This window comes from Teredinibacter purpureus, from assembly GCF_014217335.1.
In the GTDB taxonomy this organism is placed as follows: Bacteria; Pseudomonadota; Gammaproteobacteria; order Pseudomonadales; family Cellvibrionaceae; genus Teredinibacter; species Teredinibacter purpureus.
The window spans coordinates 434,933-452,541 of record NZ_CP060092.1 but is presented as its reverse complement, the minus strand read 5'-3'; the positions used below and the strand labels follow the sequence as shown (position 1 = coordinate 452,541).

Here is a 17,609-nt window from a genome sequence, read left to right as displayed (position 1 = left end):
CGTGTTATTGCGAACCGAATGAAATCGGTAGAATTCACGGAATCAGTGGATTGATATCGGTATTTTTCGTTTTTTTGCAGGTATGCGTCTACGTATAAAATTATAGATTTAGCCTTTGATATAACGATTATGTTCGAAAACGACGCCGAGGAAAAAATGTCTGTAAGAGAAAGGCGATGTGACGGCGGTTTGTCACATATACCGCCAAAATGTCGTTGTAATGCTGTGCACTTAAGTGACAGTGATCCGCTTAATGGAAAGGGATTCTTGGTTCTCGTTATGTAAAAACCTGTAAAAAATTTGTTTCGTTCCGTTTCCTCCTCTACGGATCCTTTAATGTGATGCGATTGTTTAATTTGTGACGCGTACTTCGCGTGAATTAGAGGAGATACAAAGATGTTAAAGGTATTGGGCGGTCAGCTTACAGCGAGGGATTTTTTTTGGTGGGTGTGCACCCTGTCGTTGAGTGTTGTATTGTCGGCCTGTGGGGGCGGGTCGCCGAGCGGTAATGATAACGAGAATACAATGAGTTCGTCTTCAAGCTCCTCCAGTGAACCGGCGCTAGCGGGAAGCCATAACGCCGGCCAAGATTGCATGCAAAGTGGTTGCCATGCCGCAAATAGCGCAGGGCCTGAGTTTCGCGCGGCGGGCACAGTCTATCAATCGGGTGGTGTTGCCTTGGTAAATGCGGTTGTGCGGTTATACATACACAATACCAATACGTTATCGGCTGAACTGCAAACGGACGGCAATGGCAATTTTTTTACGTCAATGGCGGTCGATGGTTTGTTTACGGGCGGCGATTTAGTCACCGGCGTTGATGTTGAAGTGGAAGGCCGTGATGGCATTCGTACGATGCCGGGCTTGGTCACTAATGGTTCGTGTAATAGTTGTCATGGAAGCAGTGTGGGCGCAATAGTCGCGAACTAGATACGGTTTGGCCTGCCGCTTATGTATTTATGAAGAAATTAATATGTTATGTGATTTTAAGTGGCGGTTAAGCGTGTTGTCTAAAAGTATTGAAAAGCAATTATTATGATTGAATGGTTAACCGCTGGAACGCCCAACGGGCATAAAGCCTCTCTCGTATTAGACGCATTAAAGCTTGGTCGCAGCGTAAAAGCGGGTTTAGCAGTGCCGTCGAAAATACTTGGCGGAGATGAAAAAAATCAAAAATATCACCAGATAACTCTCTCACAAGTTAAAAGCTTTCTAGTGTAACGCTATGAACACATCTTTAATTCACACCGTCTTTATTTATTACCTATCTAACTTAGCGCGTATGTTGGAGCGTATTGAGCAGCACTCGCCGGCGCCAGAGACCTTACTGCAGAGCCGTCTTATTGCCGATATGCTACCGCTGGCTCAGCAGGTGAGAGCGGCGGCTAGTTTTTCGTTGCGAGGCTGTTGCCCGTTGCACAATAAAGAAATCGTTTCTTTTAGCAATGACGATGCGAGCCTAAAGGGTTTGCGTCGTCAGCTCGTTGAAACGATTGCCTATCTCGAAACCGTAGCGGATGAGCATGTTGGTGACAGTGCAAGCAAGTTCATTCAAGAAGAGGCTGGGTTTGCGACAGTGCGTTTGCCGGCCGAAAGCTTTCTCCATCAATATTGTTTACCCAATTTTTTCTTTCACCTTAGTATGGTGTATGCAATTGCACGAAAGGACGGTGCGCCTTTAACGAAAGGCGATTTTGATGGTTTTCATCATTACGACCCAGGTTTTTCATTTGAATAAACGTGGGTTTAGAGCGTAATTAAAATTTACGGATACAAAAACGCCCGCGAAAGCGGGCGTTAGCGTTAAACGGAGAAAGCTATTTATTTACTCGCATTCTTTGAACGTTTACGCAGGTTTTCGGTAAGCAATTTTTTACGAATACGAATACTTTCTGGCGTAACTTCTACCAGCTCGTCGTCTTCAATAAATTCCAGTGCTTGCTCAAGCGTGTGAGTAATCGGTGGAACTAAGGTTAGCGCTTCGTCTGTACCCGCCGCACGAATGTTATTCAACTGCTTGGCTTTGGTGGGGTTAACCACTAGGTCATTATCGCGGGAATGAATACCTACTACCTGGCCTTCATAAACTTCAGCGCCGTGGCCTAAAAACAAACGACCGCGGTCTTGTAAGTTAAACAAGCCGTAGGCCAAAGTCTTACCTTTCACCATGCTGACCAATACACCATTCTGGCGGCTGGAAACTTCACCGGCTTTTACGGGGCCATAGTGATCAAAAATGCTGGTCATAATGCCGGAGCCAGAGGTCAGTGTAAGGAACAAACCACGGAAACCAATCAATCCGCGTGACGGAATGGTGAATTCCAGTTTGACGCGACCTTGGCCATCGGGTTCCATATTGGTGAGTTCACCTTTACGCAAGCCAAGCTCTTCCATAATGGAACCTTGGTGAGCGTCTTCAACATCGATAACCACATGCTCGAAAGGCTCGTGTATTTCGCCGTCAACGTCTCTTTGAATGACCTCGGGGCGCGATACGCCTAGCTCGAAACCTTCTCGGCGCATATTTTCGATAAGCACTGAAAGGTGAAGTTCACCACGACCGGAAACGATAAACTTATCCGGCGTTTCGCCTTGCGCAACGCGCAGCGCTACGTTGTGGATCAACTCTTGATCGAGACGTTCTTTGATATTGCGCGTGGTAATGTATTTACCTTCTTTACCCGCAAAAGGTGAGTCGTTTACCTGGAAGGTCATGCTTACGGTTGGTTCGTCTACACTAAGCGGTGGCAGTGCTTCAACGGCTTCTGCACTACAAAGCGTATCGGAAATACTGAGCTTATCGACGCCGGTAATACACACAATGTCGCCCGCATTCGATTCGGCGGTATCCACGCGCTCTAGGCCTTTGTAGCCCATAACCTGCAATACTTTGGCTTTCCGTGTATCGCCATCTTTATTGATAACCACAACCTGTTGGTTGGGCTTTAGGCTACCGCGTGAAATACGGCCAATACCAATAACACCTACATAACTGTTGTAATCCAATGCTGAAATTTGCATTTGGAAAGGCTTGTCCATTTCGACTTTAGGCGGCTCTACTTTATCGACGATCATTTGTAGCAGCGGCGTCATGTCATCGGCAAGGTTGTCTTCTTCTAAGCCTGCATAGCCGTTTAGGGCTGATGCATAAATAATGGGGAAGTCGAGCTGCTCTTCTGTGGCGCCAAGGCGATCGAAAAGATCGAATACTTGGTCCATTACCCAATCCGGGCGGGCACTTGGTCGATCGATTTTGTTAATAACAACAATAGGTTTCAAGCCTTTTTCGAAGGCTTTGCTTGTTACGAAGCGTGTTTGAGGCATAGGGCCATCAACAGCATCAACGAGTAGTAATACCGAATCGACCATGGACAATACGCGCTCAACCTCACCACCGAAGTCGGCGTGTCCTGGCGTGTCCACAATATTAATGCGGTAGCCGTTCCACGTTATAGCGGTGTTCTTGGCCAGAATGGTGATGCCGCGCTCACGCTCCTGATCGTTGGAATCCATCACGCGCTCGGCGCTTGCGTCTTTGCGGTCTAAGGTACCGGATTGCTGCAGGAGTTTGTCGACGAGCGTGGTTTTACCATGGTCAACGTGGGCAATAATGGCGATATTGCGCAGATTTTCTATCACAGGAGAGGCCTCTAAAATCGGGGTGTCTACAGCGGCCTTATGAGCCTAGCTGTACAAAAGGCGCGCATTATAGCGGTAGCCGGTGCCCTTAGATAGCGTTTTCCTATTCTTCGCAGAAGATAAAGCCATGAATCTTGGGATACAATGCTTGGCCGGATCCGCTAACGCACGCCTTGCTGCCCGTAGAGGCCCTGTGTTCGCCCGATTCCAACGTATAACGATCAATGGAGAGAGAGAAAATGATTAAGCGTCATAATAATATTTTATCGACAATCGGTAATACACCCGTTATTCGTATCAATAAACTCGCACCCGCCAATGTTAACCTTTATGTAAAGGCTGAGTGTTTCAATCCCATGAGCTCCGTTAAAGATCGCTTAGCACTTGGTATTATTGAAGCTGCGGAGACGTCAGGTGAGTTAAAGCCGGGTCAAACCGTAGTTGAAGCGACAAGTGGCAATACCGGTATAGGATTGGCCATGGTGTGTGCGCAAAAAGGCTACCCTTTGGTCATTGTGATGGCAGAGTCCTTCAGCGTTGAACGACGTAAATTGATGCGCTTTCTGGGGGCCAAAGTGGTCTTAACACCGGCCCCTAAAAGTGGCACGGGTATGGTCGATAAGGCGAAAGAGCTAGCCGAAAAAAATGGCTGGTTTTTGGCACGACAATTTGAAAATGAAGCGAACCCAGACATGCACTCCCGCACAACTGCGCGCGAGATAATAGAAGCCTTTGACGATATCGCTTTGGATTATTGGGTAACCGGTACAGGGACTGGAGGCACGCTAAAAGGTGTGGCGCGGGTTCTACGCGAGGAAAGCCCAAATACCAAAATTGTAGTCACTGAGCCCGCAAATGCCGCTGAAATTGGCAGTGGTATCAAGCAAGAACGTAACGCCGATGGCTCGCCTGCAGCGGCTCACCCCTCCTTTGCGCCGCATCCTATTCAAGGTTGGACCCCCAATTTTATTCCTCAATTGGTGGAGGACACGATAGTAGCGCAATACTTTGATGAGAATATTGCTGTTACTGGCCCGCAAGCTATTGCCGCCTCTAAGGCGTTGGCACGTGAAGAAGGTATTTTCGTTGGAATTTCTGCTGGGGGTACTTTTGCGGCAGCCATAGAGGTGGCTAAAACTGCGCCGGATGGGAGTAATATTTTATGTATGTTGCCCGATACAGGAGAACGTTATTTGTCCACGCCATTATTTGAAGATGTAGGGGTTGAGATGAGCGAAGAAGAAATAGCAATATCGCTCTCAACACCGGGTTTTCAGTTAGATTAACAGGTAAAAATAGCCGCCTAGTGCGGCTATTTTTTTGAGTGTTCACCGAAAAGGAGAGAGGATTGTCTAGCCCGAAAGCTTCGGTTATCGTGTTATTCATGTGCAGTTTATACCTGCTATGTTGTCTGCCCCCAATAGGCTGGGCGGCGAGCGTCAACGTGAAAAAGCTTGCGGCTGAACACTGGGTGTTGCTGGAGAGTGAAAAATTCTCGGTGTTGTCGAATGCTGATCTGGCTCAAACGACCACGATCATTAACGATCTAGACTATTTTAGTCAGTTTGTAATCACCACTCTTAACCTTTCCCCTGTTAGGCTCAAGCGAAAAATAACCTTGGTACTAGTGACCGACGATAAACTGTTTCGGGCGCTTGGCATGCCTAAAAATTATGTGGGTATCTTTATTGAGCGCGAGGGTGGTGTGGTATTTGCCCGCGTTGATAAATTTCGTTCTGTCGATAACGGGCGAAGTTCAGGTCGGCTTATTGTGTTTCATGAGTTAGTTCACGTGCTTATGCGCTTAAATCAACAAAGCAAGCCTTCGCCAGTATGGTATAACGAAGGAATAGCGGAGTATCTCGGTACTTATCAGCAAAAAAATGGTGCCGTTATTATTGGTGATATTGCAGCATTAAGAGACGGGTTTTACAGCCAGTCCCCGCGTGGTGGTCAGCGTTATAAAGGCGTGGATAGCGAATCGCTGTTTAAATTAACACAGCAAGAACTTACCATAGGTGCGAAAGTTAGCCCGAGCCATACGGCGTTTGTCGACGGCATTTACGCGCGTTCAGCCGCTGTAGTGCATTACTTAGATGCTACGCCCGAACGGCGGAAAGCAATGCACCGCTATTTGAGCCTCATTCATGAGGGTGTAAGTATCGATAATGCGTTTGAACAAGCTTTTGGCGGTACGTATAGGGCATTTGATCAGCGGGTTAACCATTACGTACGTAAACGGAAAATGGGCGTTCGAACATTCCCCTTAGACGTAGAGGCAATGGCAAAAAAGGAAAAAACTATAACCGTCGTGGAATTGAGCCAGTGGCAAACCATGGTGTTATTACATGCGAAAATATCGTTGTTCTCTGATACTTTTTTGGGCGCTGGGGTAAGAGAAAAAATGGATGCAAACTTCGAACGTTTATTTTCCGAATTGGCGGCTGACGATTTATAGCGGTTAGCCCTAATGATAGTGTTTGGAGTAAAAACGTAAGTTGTGGTTGCTTTAGCGTTTAACCTAACGTAAAAAATAAAAGTGAAACTTTAAATGAGTTATAGGGGAAGAATGTTATGTACAGGATGGTATTTGCGTGTGTAATGTTGCTGGTTTGGTCTTTTTCGCCAACAGCAATGGCTGATGTGCAGGTTAAGAAATTAATGAAGCAAAAATGGATTGGCGTGGAAAGCGAACGTTTTTCCGTTATGTCTAATGCTAGCCCTAAAAAAGCCGGCGAGATGTTGGATGAACTCGAAAACTTCAACTATTTCATGACCGACGTACTAGGCTTTAAACAGAATAATCTTGAGAAGAAAATACCGGTTATTTTGGCGAAAAACAAATCTAGTTTTGTGGCTATGGGTATTGCGAAAGAGTATGCAGGTGTTTTTTCTAAGAGATCAGATGGCGACGTAATTTTTGCGCGCGCTGATAAGTTTAGAGCGGCTACAAAAGGTAGTAATTGGGGGCGGTCTATTGTCTTGCATGAATTGGTGCATTTGCTTATATCTGGCTCCATCTTTGAGCTTTCAACACCGCCGTGGTTTAACGAGGGCGTGGCAGAATATTTTAGCACCTATAAACAAACTAAAGATTCTGTGGTGTTGGGCGATATGTCAATCTTAGGTAATCGATTCTATGGCCTCATTGAAGGTAACGGTCGACGCTATGAAAGTGTCGACACGGCGTCCTTGTTTAAAGTTCGTCAAGCAGATTTAAAAGTGGGCGCAGGTAACAGTCGCAAACATAATGATTTTCTTGATAAATTCTACGCTCGCTCCGTGGCGGTTGTACATTACTTGAATGCCGATGTAGATCGACGAAAGCAAATGTACCTCTATTTACACTTGCGCGATAAAGAACATGCCTACGATGCGGCATTTGAATACGCATTTAAGATGACATACGCTGAATTCGACGCGCTGGTTGACGAGTATATTCGTGGGAAATATATGCTTGGAAGAACGTTTCCGGTTGGGCCGGGTGCAGTTGAATTTCCTATTGTAGAGAAAACGCCGGTAGACATCACCTTGGATGAAGCAATGGAGACACTGTTTTTAAGGATATCGGGCTTTTCTGATAGGTTCCTCGGTGAAGGTGTGAGGTATAAAATGAATTCTGATTTTGAAAAATTAATACCGGGTTTTTTTGAGTAACCAATTCCAGGCACGTTAAATAAAATCGTAATGGCGTGTTTTTTATGTTGCAGGTATTTGACACCCAACGATAATGGTAAAAATAGCGTTTATTTTGTTTTTTTGGGTGCCGCTATACAGCGTAGTCGCTTTCGCGGAGATCCCTGAAAGCGATCGTTCTCGGCAGGTTTTTGAGGGAGTATCACCCTCGCTCAGAGAGCAGTTACAATCAAAAAATCTAGCCTTAGAAACACCGTTGTTTATACGTATTTTCAAGCAGCCGGGTGTGTTAGAGGTGTGGAAAGAAAATGCCTTGGGCAAATTTGAATTGTTTAAACGCTATAACACGTGCTATTTCTCTGGTGCGCTAGGCCCTAAAACACGACAGGGCGATTTGCAGAGCCCAGAAGGCTTCTACTTCGTTCCACCTGCAAGCCTTAATCCTTGGAGCCGCTATCACCTTTCATTTAATCTTGGCTACCCTAATGCTTACGATCGCTCTCATGGGCGAACGGGCAGCGCCTTGATGGTTCATGGTCGCTGTGTTTCCATAGGGTGTTATGCCATGACAAATGCTTACATTAATGAAATATACACATTGTTAGCCGCGGCCTTACGTGGTGGCCAGCCTTTTGTGCGTGTCCACATTTTTCCGTTTCATTTAACCGATGAAAAGCTAAAGCCTTATCAACACCATCAATGGTACGAGTTTTGGAAAAACCTGAAAGAGGGTTACGATTTTTTCGAAAGCCATAAAGTGCCGCCAAATGTCACAGTGGAGGCGAGTCGTTATGTGTTTGATTAGCGCGACAGAACAGTATGCGCGGGCTGGTTGACGCCAATGACAAGCGAACTGTCCGTTTGGTAGTGTAGCGGCACATACAAATCGGGCATTTGGGAGGATTGACTACGGCCATTCATATCAAATACTAAATGGTCGTTCCAAAATTCGTCTACAGATAAGTTACACCGAAACCCAGCGGAAGTGGTGGTGCCTTTATGGGTAAACGGTTCTAGAAAAAGTAAAAGGTTAGCGCAAGGCAGTTGGTATCGATGCCATTTTTGATAAGGAAATACAACGTGACCTGCAACCTTTTCCAGTAAAAATATCTTCACGGGGTAACGGTCGCGAGCGATGGTCTCGGGTGGGTCAACAATATTTGCATTTTTAGCCATTGAGTTATCGGTATTTAATAGAAAGGCTGGGCTGGGTTTAAAAACCACATATGTACTATCAAACCATGTGTAATAGTACAGTCGATTTTCTTCGAGTGTTCGAGTGTCGATAATTTTTTCGTTCGTTGAATTATTATCGCAGCTGAACAATAGAAAAATAATCGTCAATGCCCAGCATAGTTGAAATGGGTGCATTCTACCTGTCCTTGGTGAGTTGCATTGAATATGCAGTGTATTTGAATTGGATCTTATTGGTTAGCCTGCGTTTGAATGTGCTTGTCGAAAAAGGCTAAGAATAAAGCCCAATTAGGCCCCGCTGTGTGCCCGCCACTGTGTTGTTTAAACGCTATATCGCCGTCCAATAAGCCGGTTCCTACTGGGGGGAAAACATCGCCGCTTAAAGGGTTTTTTCCGAGTAAAACGTAAGCGGGGCTAGCATGGAGGGCGGCTAAAAACATGCCTTTTGGGTCTACCCATTGGTCGCCATTATTACCGGAGCTAATGAAAACCGGTCGCGGCGCGCATAGCGCAATTAATTGATGCGCATCTACGGGTAAATCATTTGCCGTTAAAAGGCCCGCATAGCGAATAAAGTTGCCCGCAACCCAATGGTATTCACCACTACCGGCAATATTGCCTATTTGCTCGCCAAAATTGCGCCGCCATAACTTCGCGCCACCTTCGCCTGATGAACTGATATAGGCGGCGGCAAAGCGTTGGTCGTAGGCCATAGTTACTAATGCGGTTTTACCAAAACGAGAGTGACCTGCGATGGCGACTTTACTGGCGTCTACTGAGGGCGTTTTTTCAAAATAATTCAAGGCTTCACTTGCCGCCCAGCTCCACGCTTTAAGGGTTCCCCATTCTTCGGGTGAGCGTGGTTGGCCTTTATTGGCCAAGCCAATAATTCCTTCGCGTAAGCCAGAACCACTGTCGGCTTGCACGCTGGTGCTTATTAATTCGGCATAGCCCCAGCCTTTGGCAATAATTTGTTCATCCCAAGGAATGGCATTGCCGTTAAAACTTTTTATTTGTTCAGGGCTAAAGCGGCTAAGCAATCGGGCCAATACTTCTGGATCAAAACTGTGTTGCAGTACTACAGGTACAGGCTGTTTTTGTTGGGCGGGTAGGGTGAGGTTAAGCCGAATACTGACAGAAATAGCGGGGTGTGTGCTGTTGTCAATAGTACCCATAAGTTCGTGGGTTATCACTGCAATATTGGCCTTGGTCGTGGCGATTTTGTTTTTGATTTCCCACGAAACCGCTGGCAGCGTATGGGGCGTGTAGCCGTATATCTCTTGATCGAATAACGCCATTATTTCTGGGCGACGAGTGCTCCACCAGTGCTCTGGGGTTGTAACGGGTGTGCCGTTTTGTAACTTAAGCAGTTCGGGTAAAGACCCCATATTGCCGTTAGCATTGGCTTCGTCGTAATTCGCAGCGTGTTCTGAACGTGGATCACCGTCGGCGCCCCGGCGAAGATGTTTAATGCCTAGTTGTTCCAGCATGTAGGTGTGATCTTGCTCGGCTGTTAGGGTATTTTCGGCGGTTGCGTTAGCGCTAATAAGAATACCTGTGCACAAAACGATGAGGAGCGGGGTTAATGTAATGCATCTATTTATAGGCATTGTGGCTCTTTATTGTTGATATTCGAATTCGTGAATCACCTCTATAAATGCCTCACCAAACTGTTCGAGTTTTCGATCGCCAATGCCTGAAACGCACAGTAATTCGTGATCATTGAGCGGTCGCTTTTCTACCATCTCTTTTAGCGTTGCATCGTGAAAGATAACGTAGGGAGGCACGCCGTGTTCTTCTGCAAGTTCTTTCCGGCATTGTCGTAGTGCATTCCATAAGCCCATATCTTCTTCTGCAACGTCCAATACTTTTTTGCGAATAGAGGCCGTTTTGAGCGGTGCGGTATCGCGCCGCAATTGAATAGTGTCTTCACCTCGTAAGATAGGGCGGCAGGCTTCCGTAAGTTTGAGGGCGCCGTAGCCTTCGTGGTCGACCCCTAATAGGCCGCGGGCAATTAATTGCCTAAAAATAGAGCGCCATTCGTTGACGGACAATTTGCTGCCAATGCCGTATGTAGAGAGTTGATTGTGACTAAACTGACGGATTTTTTCGGTATCCGCACCGCGCAAAATATCAATAATTTGTCCTGCGCCAAAACGTTGATCGCTTCGGTACACGGCACTTAATGCCATTTGCACGGCCTCACTGGCATTCCATGTGTCGGGCGCATCTATGCAGTTGTCGCAATTACCGCAAGGTTCAGGAAGGTCGTCGCCAAAATAGCGCAGCAGCACCTGGCGGCGGCAGGTGGTTATTTCACATAGGCCTAGCATGGCGTTTAAGCGTTGTTGCTCGTGACGTTTAAATTGTTCGTTACCGTCGGAGCCTTCCATCATCTGCCGTAGTTTTACGATATCTTCTAGGCCGTAGAGTAGTAATGCCGTCGACGCATCGCCATCGCGACCCGCGCGGCCGGTTTCTTGGTAATAGGCTTCTATACTTTTAGGTAAGTCTAAATGCACCACAAAGCGCACGTCGGGCTTATCAATCCCCATGCCGAAGGCAATCGTGGCGACGATAATAATATTATCTTCCCGTAAAAAACGTGTTTGATTTTTTTCGCGAAGGCTGGCGCTCAAGCCTGCATGATAGGGAAGGGCATTAAACCCCTGTTGGGCAAGCCATTCGGCAGTATCTTCCACTTTTTTACGCGAGAGACAATAAATAACGCCAACGTTACCTTGCTGTTCGTTCCGCAAAAAATGTAACAGTTGATTGCGCGGTTTGTTTTTTTGCTGAATGCGATACTGAATATTAGGTCTGTCGAAACCGCTCAGAAATTGCTCAGCGGTGTGAAGATTTAGTCGTTCAATTATTTCGGCGCGGGTGCGCTCGTCGGCGGTTGCGGTGAGTGCCACACGCGGCACGGTGGGGAACATTTCGTGCAAAATATTAAGCTTTAAATAATCGGAGCGAAAATCGTGCCCCCATTGAGCGACACAGTGGGCTTCGTCGATAGCAAATAAAGCAATAGGGGATTGTTGTAGTAGTTCGAGTGTACGGTCTTGCTTCAACCTTTCGGGCGCGATATAGACCAAGTCTAATTCCCCGCGCCGTATCGCGTTTTCGGTTTCGCGAACGGTTTCCCAATCTTGCGTAGAGTTTAAAAACCCTGCATTAACGCCGAGTTCGCGTAGGGCGCTAACTTGATCTTGCATTAAGGCGATTAGCGGTGAAATAACCACACCAACACCGTCACGTGCTAGTGCGGGAATTTGATAGCATAGCGATTTACCACCGCCGGTCGGCATAATGACGAGGGCATCACCGCCCTCACATAAGCAGTCGATAATACGGTCTTGCGGTGCCCGGAAATTATCGTAACCGAAGGTATGTTGCAGAATATGTAAGGGGGTATCAGACATTAGGGTACGGCGTGTCCTTTTGAGGCTTCCCATATACGATACCACTGCTCTCTATTAAGCGTGAGTTCGTTGGCTTGCAGTGCACTGTCGACCCGTTCGATTTTACTGGTACCTAATAGTGGTAAGCAGTTGTAAGGGAGTGTTAATACCCAGGCATAAATAACGGGTTCTAACTGTGTGAGCCCGAGTTCGCCCGCAACGTTTGTAAGTGCTTGTATCAGGCGCTTACCTTTTTCGGTGTCGGGTTGCAGTAATTGCCCGCCAGCCAAGCAAGACCAAAGCATGGGCGCTATTTTGTGGCGACCGCATTGCTCAAATATGCCGCTGTCGAGAGCCTCTAAATGATAGGGCGAAAATTCAATTTGATTGGTTACGAGGCCCTCGGGGGCAAAACTTTTTACTGATTGCTGTAGCAGTTCAAATTGTGCAGTGGTGAAATTGGATACACCGAAGTGCTTTACTTTGCCGGCTTTTTTTAGCGCAAGAAAAGCCTCGGCTACTTCATCGGCGTTCATCAAATAATCGGGGCGATGAATGAGGAGGACGTCGAGGTAGTCTGTGCCGAGATCTCGCAGGGACGCCTCTGCTGATGCAATGATGTGGGCCTTGCTGCTGTCGTAATGGTTTACCGCTTGCGCACCGAGAGGGCCAAATCCGCAAGGCCGGATACCGCATTTAGAAATAATCTCTAGCGATTGCCGGAGGGCGGGTTGTAGTTTTAAGGCGCGGCCGAAGGGTTCTTCACTGCGGTAGACCATTGCGTGATCGACGGTGGTGACCCCGCGTTCAAGATATTGCTCAATAAAGGTCAATACCGCCTGGTCACTCATGTTCCAGTGGTTTAGCCGCCAGAAACCGGCGATAAAGCGAGAGACTTCTGGCCCTTCAGGGCACATAGCAATACGAGATACAGACATGGGGAAGCCTTAGGTGTTTAAAAGTGGGGCATTATTGTAACAGTGAACGCGTGAGGTGCACGCAAATCATACGTGTAAGTTGTGTGTGGCTACCTGAAGGTTCGATGGTAGCCGTGTGACTACGGGCAGCGTTGCATGTACAGGTGGCACATTGGTTTAAAATCAAGAGTTGGCAAAAAAATTGCTCGTACGTTGTGAGGGCGCTATAAGTGACAGTTTCCCTCTTTTATGCGCCGCTATTTTGATTTTTGGGGAAACCTGTCTAACACTCTGTATTATCGTATTGGATATAGAAATACTGTTCGCGTTGCCCTCTTTTTTGACCATGGAGTTTTGGTATGAGCCTAGATAAACGTTATTTGAAATCCAAGCCTGTTTGCAAAGTAAAATTTATTGCGCCAGATCCTCTTACGGAATCTGCTAAAAAGATTTATCTCGCCGGAGAATTTAATGGCTGGGATTTTTCGAGTGCGCTGCTGAAAAAACAAAAAGACGGTTCCTATGCCACGACTATCGATTTGGCGACAGGTCAGGAATATGAGTACCGGTATGTGCTGGATGGTGAGCGTTGGGAGAACGATTACGACGCGGATAAATACGTGCCCAATGTTTGTGGCGCTGATAATTCTGTTGTGGTGGTGTAGCAAAGAGTTTGTGTTGCACTTTGCTTGAGAGCTCCGCCCCTCTATTGCGGGGCGGACGAGTCAAGGTAAACGGCTAGGGTAGAAAAGCAACCCTAGCCGCGTAACGCGCTTTAGCGCAGTTTAGTGCAGGAATTTTGATCGACACACACCTAAAGTTGTTGGTTGAGCAAATCATAAAGTAACGCTACGCCGGGCTTAGCAATATTGTTCTCATCAAACAAATAGGGTTCATTCGGTTTGGCGAACATGTAGCCGAGCTCATCATGCCAGCTATCTTTATCGTTAACCCCCCAAAATGTTACGCCGCTACAGGCGCTAACGTCGAGACACGCGCCGACAATATCGCGATAGTATTCACCCTGTGCTTTATAGGGGTCGTTTTCATTTTTAAATAATCGTAGCCGTGCATCCAGCTCTGTTATTTCTACCTTAATGCCAAGCGTTGCGAACTTCGCTAAATAGGCGCGGGTTGCTTCGGGTGATTCGAGAAAAAATAACATGTGATGTTGTAGCCCCACGCCATGAATGGGAACGCCTTGCTTTACTAGCCGCGCCACCAGTGTGTAGAACGCTTGTGCTTTTTTACTCGTGTAATTGTGTAACTGCTCGTTGATAAACAGTTTTAGTGATGGGTCTAACTCATGGGCTCGGTTAAACGCCCATTCAATATAGTGCTCGCCAAAATAACGGTAAAATACGTCGTCCTCGAATTCTCCGTTGCCTAATAACTTTAAAGGCTCATTTACCACATCCCACTGATGGATGCGGCCTTTAAATTGCGTGAGAACTTGCACGAGATGATTGTCCAACAAGTTCTGTAGTTTTTCTTTCTGTTGTTCAGTGGTCGAAAACTGATCGAGCCAGCGTTGCAGGTTCGGCGATTGATAAGTATCGGAAAGCCTTCCCCACACAAGTGTATGACCGCGTACCCGGTGATGGCCGTTAATAGCCTGATTAACGAAAGTATCGGCGGCGGAGAAATCGTAGTGTAGCGTATCGGCATCGTCCAAAAGGTGGCCAAGTTTCAGCAGGTTGGTAGGCGTTGTTGAATTAAAACTGTGCGTAAAGTGGCTGCTAGTAAGGCTCGAAAGGTCATCCGTACTCGCTCCTATAAAAATGTTATTGCGCTCTGCCTGAGCCCGCACATCGAGCAGTTCTGACGCTTGGCTAAGGTAATGACGCTCGAACATCAGCGGTCGCATTAGTATTCCGTAGGTAATGGCGGTGAGAACCGCCAGCACGGTTAGCGTTACAACGACGCGTAGGCCCCATTTCTTTATCGTGATAGCGGTCGTATTCATTTAGCAACACCCTGTTCGGTAGAACGAAAAAATAGAGACGCAAAGCCCGCAAGCAGGCAGCTAGCCAAGGCCACGATTGCCCAACAATAAGTGAGGGCGAATAACGCAAATTTAATGACTGCAAAACTGGAGTAAGGGTAAACCAGCCAGTCATAGAAGCCCAGCGGATTGGCTAGCATTACAAATGAAACGGCATTTTCTAAAGCATCCATTACGGCGGCCAGTGGGGAGAGCCAAACAAATACCAGTGCAATGGAGCGCATCACCCGGCCGCTAAACACCCTTTTAACTGTGCGCATTAACGCGCTGGCAAGGCAATAAAACGATACAAAGGTTCCCGCCATAAAGGCGTAATCGATTATCTGTGTACGGGCAAAAATACCGAGTGTTCCTTGCTGGACAAGTACAGCAAAGTACCCCTTAAGCTCGATGGCATCAAAGGTTGTTTGACCAACAAAAAATGGCACGGGAAACCGACTGGCCGCATAAGAGCCGTCTAGCCAGAATTGCAGTAGACGTGCAATGGCATAAGCGAGGGCAGCGAGTAGCCACCAGCCGGTAATCGAAAAGCGCTGGAGCGCAAAGTTTTGTAGGCTAGCTTTATAGCGCGTAAATAACGACGTCATGAGAGTTCCTTTAGTTATATTCCGTGGAATGTATATTTGCATTCCTAGGAATGTATGTCAAGATGTTGCCATGAAAAGCCATAATGAACTTCTAGGCAGCACTATCCACCGGTTAGCCATCTGTTATCAGCAGCTCTCTGGCCGTTTTAACCGAGTGCTTGAACCACTCGGCCTGAACATGACGCAAATGTCCTTGTTGACGCATTTTTCATGGCAGCCTGAAACAGCAGAAACCATCAGCCATTTAGCCGAGTCTATGAAAATGAACCAGCCTGCGGTAACCAAAGCGGTGAAAGCGATGGTTATGGCGGCGCTGCTTCGTCGAGAAAAAGACGAGAGCGATGCGCGTGTGACCCACCTGTATATAACCGAGCAAGGCCTAGCGCGATTAATGGAAGCTCGGGTTCGCTGCTTGCCGATATTGCATCAAGCATTTAAAGGGCTGGAACCCGAGGAGCTAGCGCTATTAAATACACTGCTCGAAGTACCTGTGGCGGCGCTGGTGGCGAGTGAGTGATCGTGCCGTCAAGGCAATGCTAATAGAGCGCTGCCGTACGAAAAGCATAAGGGTCCATTAAGCTGCATTTTTATCGAGCGTGTATTTGCGCAACGCTATGACGAATAGCATCTAGCCGATGCATACGCTGTTGCTGCGAATAATGTGCGTCATGAGCACAACTTCTTTAACGAAACCTTTAGTCGCAATACTGACAGTGAACTATAGATCGTTACCCGCAATATCTCCGTGTTAACCCCTTCATAAAATAAATTATCTACAATACTTCCGCTTACGCCGTATTGATGAATGCGGCATCGTCGACGTTAGTGTCGGCATTATCGGGTCGAGCAATTATTAATAATAGCGTCCAGCTAATTTTAACTCTGGGTACCTTCGCCTTTAATTCTTGTAACGTTTTATGGTTGTAATTTACAGAACAGTTTTATGTCTATACGGGTGGGTAGGCATTAATGGGTGCAATGTATTTTTTGGGCGGATGCGTAGTAATAAGATCTGATTAAGTGCTGCGTAAATTGTCTGATAAAATCGAGTGGTTTACATAAGTCTCTATTTACAAGGGTTTTCCATGGCTCTAGTATCTCAACGGAAAATAGTTTTATGTCTGTGTTAACTTTTTCTCTGTATAGAATAATAATAAAAAGAGTTGATATGTCATTCTCAATCTTTAAGGAAGTTGTTGCGGGCGGTAATCGACGAGCCTATTGGGTGCAAGGCGCACTAATTATTGTAGTCTGGTTTCTGTGGATGCATTCGTTGGGTGTGGAGCGTGCACTATCTATTGTGCAGGAGTATTGGCAAGTGTCACTCACCATGGTTTTCGGATCATTTATCGCTGGAGCAACTAGCGAGGGTGGGGGAGCCATCGCGTTTCCCGTATTTACCAAGATACTGAATGTATCGCCTTCCGATGCAAAACTATTTTCCTTAGCCATTCAAAGTGTAGGGATGACAGCGGCAAGCATTTTGATTGTACTACTCGGAACAAAAGTTCAGTGGAATATAATTGTTAGAGTTAGCGTGGGTGGTGCAGTTGGTATTGCGTTCGGCTTGTTCTATGTTGCTCATATTTTTTCTCCTGTCGTTATCAAAATCCTGTTTACAGTGCTTGTTACTAGTTTCGCTGTAACGCTTTATATTCTCAATTCAAAACCCTATGGCAGGCACTCGACCGTAAATTTTATTGACCGAAAATCACTGTTGTCGCTTTACTTCGTAGGTTTTCTGGGCGGCATAGTTAGCGGGTTAGTCGGCAATGGGATAGATATAATATCCTTCTCCTTTATTGTTTTGTACTTAAAGTTAGATGAAAAAATAGCCACACCCACGTCGGTGATTTTGATGGCAATAAACGCACTTATTGGCGTAGTTTTTATACATTTATTTGGGGATGGTGTTGGTGAAACCGTCTACAACTACTGGTTATCGGCAGTGCCAATTGTTGTGATAGGCGCGCCTCTTGGTGCTTATCTTTGTAGCCGACTAGATCGAGACCGAATAGTGATGTTTTTGCTGGCGCTAATAGCAATAGAATTTGTGACAACAGTGCTTATTATACCTTTTACTGTAAATTTAGTGATAATCGGCTTTATTGCACTGGCATTAAATATATCGATTTTTTACGCGTTATTCTCAGATAAAAAATATCTCGTTGGCAAACACAGTATCATTTCTTGAGCAGTAAGGCAGTATCAATAGGCCGTTACGTTC

Annotated in this window: 17 protein-coding genes; 10 read left to right on the top strand and 7 right to left on the bottom strand. The window is 46.4% G+C overall.

Annotation, left to right across the window (positions count from 1 at the left end; translation table 11 throughout):
* Positions 1-396 precede the first annotated feature (396 nt).
* The 3 genes from H5647_RS01785 to H5647_RS01775 all read left to right on the top strand — a co-directional run bounded on the left by H5647_RS01785 (position 397) and on the right by H5647_RS01775 (position 1,738).
* On the top strand, positions 397-930 hold the full coding sequence (locus tag H5647_RS01785) for a hypothetical protein (RefSeq protein ID WP_045855845.1): 534 nt from the start codon (positions 397-399) through the stop codon (positions 928-930).
* Positions 931-1,035: 105 nt separating this feature from the next.
* Positions 1,036-1,221 carry a hypothetical protein gene (locus H5647_RS01780; protein WP_045855843.1) on the top strand — a complete coding sequence of 62 codons (186 nt, stop codon included), beginning with the start codon at positions 1,036-1,038 and terminating at the stop codon, positions 1,219-1,221.
* Positions 1,222-1,225: 4 nt separating this feature from the next.
* Complete coding sequence (locus tag H5647_RS01775; protein ID WP_045855841.1) at positions 1,226-1,738, top strand: DUF1993 domain-containing protein; 513 nt, start codon at positions 1,226-1,228, stop codon at positions 1,736-1,738.
* An 83-nt stretch (positions 1,739-1,821) separates the two neighbouring features.
* Here the strand turns inward: H5647_RS01775 and typA are convergent, their stop codons facing one another.
* A complete protein-coding gene (typA, locus tag H5647_RS01770) occupies positions 1,822-3,639 on the bottom strand; it encodes a translational GTPase TypA (RefSeq protein WP_045855839.1) in 1,818 nt (605 codons plus the stop codon).
* A 239-nt stretch (positions 3,640-3,878) separates the two neighbouring features.
* Between typA and cysK the strand changes: the two genes are divergently transcribed.
* The 4 genes from cysK (at position 3,879) to H5647_RS01750 (ending at position 8,080) form a co-directional block, all read left to right on the top strand.
* Complete coding sequence (cysK, locus tag H5647_RS01765; RefSeq protein WP_045855837.1) at positions 3,879-4,925, top strand: cysteine synthase A; 1,047 nt, start codon at positions 3,879-3,881, stop codon at positions 4,923-4,925.
* 158 nt (positions 4,926-5,083) lie between these two features.
* The gene (locus tag H5647_RS01760; protein ID WP_045855835.1) at positions 5,084-6,097 is read left to right on the top strand and encodes a hypothetical protein; all 1,014 of its coding nucleotides are present in this window, start codon (positions 5,084-5,086) and stop codon (positions 6,095-6,097) included.
* Positions 6,098-6,213: 116 nt separating this feature from the next.
* Positions 6,214-7,296 (top strand): hypothetical protein, encoded by a 1,083-nt coding sequence (locus tag H5647_RS01755; protein WP_162926261.1) that lies wholly within the window; start codon positions 6,214-6,216, stop codon positions 7,294-7,296.
* A gap of 94 nt (positions 7,297-7,390) precedes the next feature.
* Complete coding sequence (locus H5647_RS01750) at positions 7,391-8,080, top strand: L,D-transpeptidase family protein (protein WP_236249150.1); 690 nt, start codon at positions 7,391-7,393, stop codon at positions 8,078-8,080.
* Here the strand turns inward: H5647_RS01750 and H5647_RS01745 are convergent.
* Genes H5647_RS01745 through H5647_RS01730 form a run of 4 tightly spaced genes read right to left on the bottom strand, consistent with a single transcriptional unit; the run spans position 8,077 to position 12,811 of the window.
* Positions 8,077-8,646 carry a hypothetical protein gene (locus H5647_RS01745; RefSeq protein WP_045855828.1) on the bottom strand — a complete coding sequence of 190 codons (570 nt, stop codon included), beginning with the start codon at positions 8,644-8,646 and terminating at the stop codon, positions 8,077-8,079. The two genes, H5647_RS01750 and H5647_RS01745, sit on opposite strands and share 4 nt — an antisense overlap.
* Before the next feature lie 53 nt (positions 8,647-8,699).
* Positions 8,700-10,079 carry an alpha/beta hydrolase family protein gene (locus tag H5647_RS01740; protein WP_082086926.1) on the bottom strand — a complete coding sequence of 460 codons (1,380 nt, stop codon included), beginning with the start codon at positions 10,077-10,079 and terminating at the stop codon, positions 8,700-8,702.
* A 9-nt stretch (positions 10,080-10,088) separates the two neighbouring features.
* Positions 10,089-11,894, bottom strand: coding sequence for a DNA helicase RecQ (gene recQ, locus H5647_RS01735; RefSeq protein WP_045855826.1), 1,806 nt, complete (start codon positions 11,892-11,894; stop codon positions 10,089-10,091).
* Positions 11,894-12,811, bottom strand: a complete 918-nt coding sequence (locus H5647_RS01730; RefSeq protein ID WP_045855824.1) for an aldo/keto reductase — start codon at positions 12,809-12,811, stop codon at positions 11,894-11,896. The genes recQ and H5647_RS01730 overlap by 1 nt, the downstream gene beginning before the upstream one ends.
* A gap of 338 nt (positions 12,812-13,149) precedes the next feature.
* On the opposite strand from H5647_RS01730, the gene H5647_RS01725 reads away from it, so the two are divergent.
* Positions 13,150-13,455, top strand: coding sequence for an isoamylase early set domain-containing protein (locus H5647_RS01725; RefSeq protein ID WP_045855822.1), 306 nt, complete (start codon positions 13,150-13,152; stop codon positions 13,453-13,455).
* Between the two features lie 149 nt (positions 13,456-13,604).
* Here the strand turns inward: H5647_RS01725 and H5647_RS01720 are convergent, their stop codons facing one another.
* Positions 13,605-14,756 (bottom strand): endo-1,4-beta-xylanase, encoded by a 1,152-nt coding sequence (locus H5647_RS01720; RefSeq protein WP_045855820.1) that lies wholly within the window; start codon positions 14,754-14,756, stop codon positions 13,605-13,607.
* Positions 14,753-15,382: a hypothetical protein gene (locus H5647_RS01715; protein WP_045855818.1), complete on the bottom strand. Its 630-nt coding sequence runs from the start codon at positions 15,380-15,382 to the stop codon at positions 14,753-14,755. The genes H5647_RS01720 and H5647_RS01715 overlap by 4 nt, the downstream gene beginning before the upstream one ends.
* A gap of 70 nt (positions 15,383-15,452) precedes the next feature.
* On the opposite strand from H5647_RS01715, the gene H5647_RS01710 reads away from it, so the two are divergent.
* Together H5647_RS01710 and H5647_RS01705 are read left to right on the top strand one after the other, a co-directional pair.
* Positions 15,453-15,899: a MarR family winged helix-turn-helix transcriptional regulator gene (locus H5647_RS01710; protein ID WP_052691813.1), complete on the top strand. Its 447-nt coding sequence runs from the start codon at positions 15,453-15,455 to the stop codon at positions 15,897-15,899.
* Between the two features lie 651 nt (positions 15,900-16,550).
* On the top strand, positions 16,551-17,576 hold the full coding sequence (locus H5647_RS01705) for a sulfite exporter TauE/SafE family protein (protein WP_052691812.1): 1,026 nt from the start codon (positions 16,551-16,553) through the stop codon (positions 17,574-17,576).
* The last annotated feature ends 33 nt before the right edge of the window (positions 17,577-17,609 follow it).

What these genes read in the sequence shown, in the direction of transcription:
- H5647_RS01720 (WP_045855820.1), bottom strand. Translation starts at nt 14,756, where the DNA reads ATGAATACGACCGCTATCACGATAAAGAAATGGGGCCTACGCGTCGTT.
- cysK (WP_045855837.1), top strand. Translation starts at nt 3,879, where the DNA reads ATGATTAAGCGTCATAATAATATTTTATCGACAATCGGTAATACACCC.
- recQ (WP_045855826.1), bottom strand. Translation starts at nt 11,894, where the DNA reads ATGTCTGATACCCCCTTACATATTCTGCAACATACCTTCGGTTACGAT.
- H5647_RS01775 (WP_045855841.1), top strand. Translation starts at nt 1,226, where the DNA reads ATGAACACATCTTTAATTCACACCGTCTTTATTTATTACCTATCTAAC.
- H5647_RS01755 (WP_162926261.1), top strand. Translation starts at nt 6,214, where the DNA reads ATGTACAGGATGGTATTTGCGTGTGTAATGTTGCTGGTTTGGTCTTTT.
- H5647_RS01780 (WP_045855843.1), top strand. Translation starts at nt 1,036, where the DNA reads ATGATTGAATGGTTAACCGCTGGAACGCCCAACGGGCATAAAGCCTCT.
- H5647_RS01705 (WP_052691812.1), top strand. Translation starts at nt 16,551, where the DNA reads ATGTCATTCTCAATCTTTAAGGAAGTTGTTGCGGGCGGTAATCGACGA.
- H5647_RS01785 (WP_045855845.1), top strand. Translation starts at nt 397, where the DNA reads ATGTTAAAGGTATTGGGCGGTCAGCTTACAGCGAGGGATTTTTTTTGG.
- H5647_RS01715 (WP_045855818.1), bottom strand. Translation starts at nt 15,382, where the DNA reads ATGACGTCGTTATTTACGCGCTATAAAGCTAGCCTACAAAACTTTGCG.
- H5647_RS01740 (WP_082086926.1), bottom strand. Translation starts at nt 10,079, where the DNA reads ATGCCTATAAATAGATGCATTACATTAACCCCGCTCCTCATCGTTTTG.
- H5647_RS01730 (WP_045855824.1), bottom strand. Translation starts at nt 12,811, where the DNA reads ATGTCTGTATCTCGTATTGCTATGTGCCCTGAAGGGCCAGAAGTCTCT.
- H5647_RS01710 (WP_052691813.1), top strand. Translation starts at nt 15,453, where the DNA reads ATGAAAAGCCATAATGAACTTCTAGGCAGCACTATCCACCGGTTAGCC.
- H5647_RS01745 (WP_045855828.1), bottom strand. Translation starts at nt 8,646, where the DNA reads ATGCACCCATTTCAACTATGCTGGGCATTGACGATTATTTTTCTATTG.
- H5647_RS01725 (WP_045855822.1), top strand. Translation starts at nt 13,150, where the DNA reads ATGAGCCTAGATAAACGTTATTTGAAATCCAAGCCTGTTTGCAAAGTA.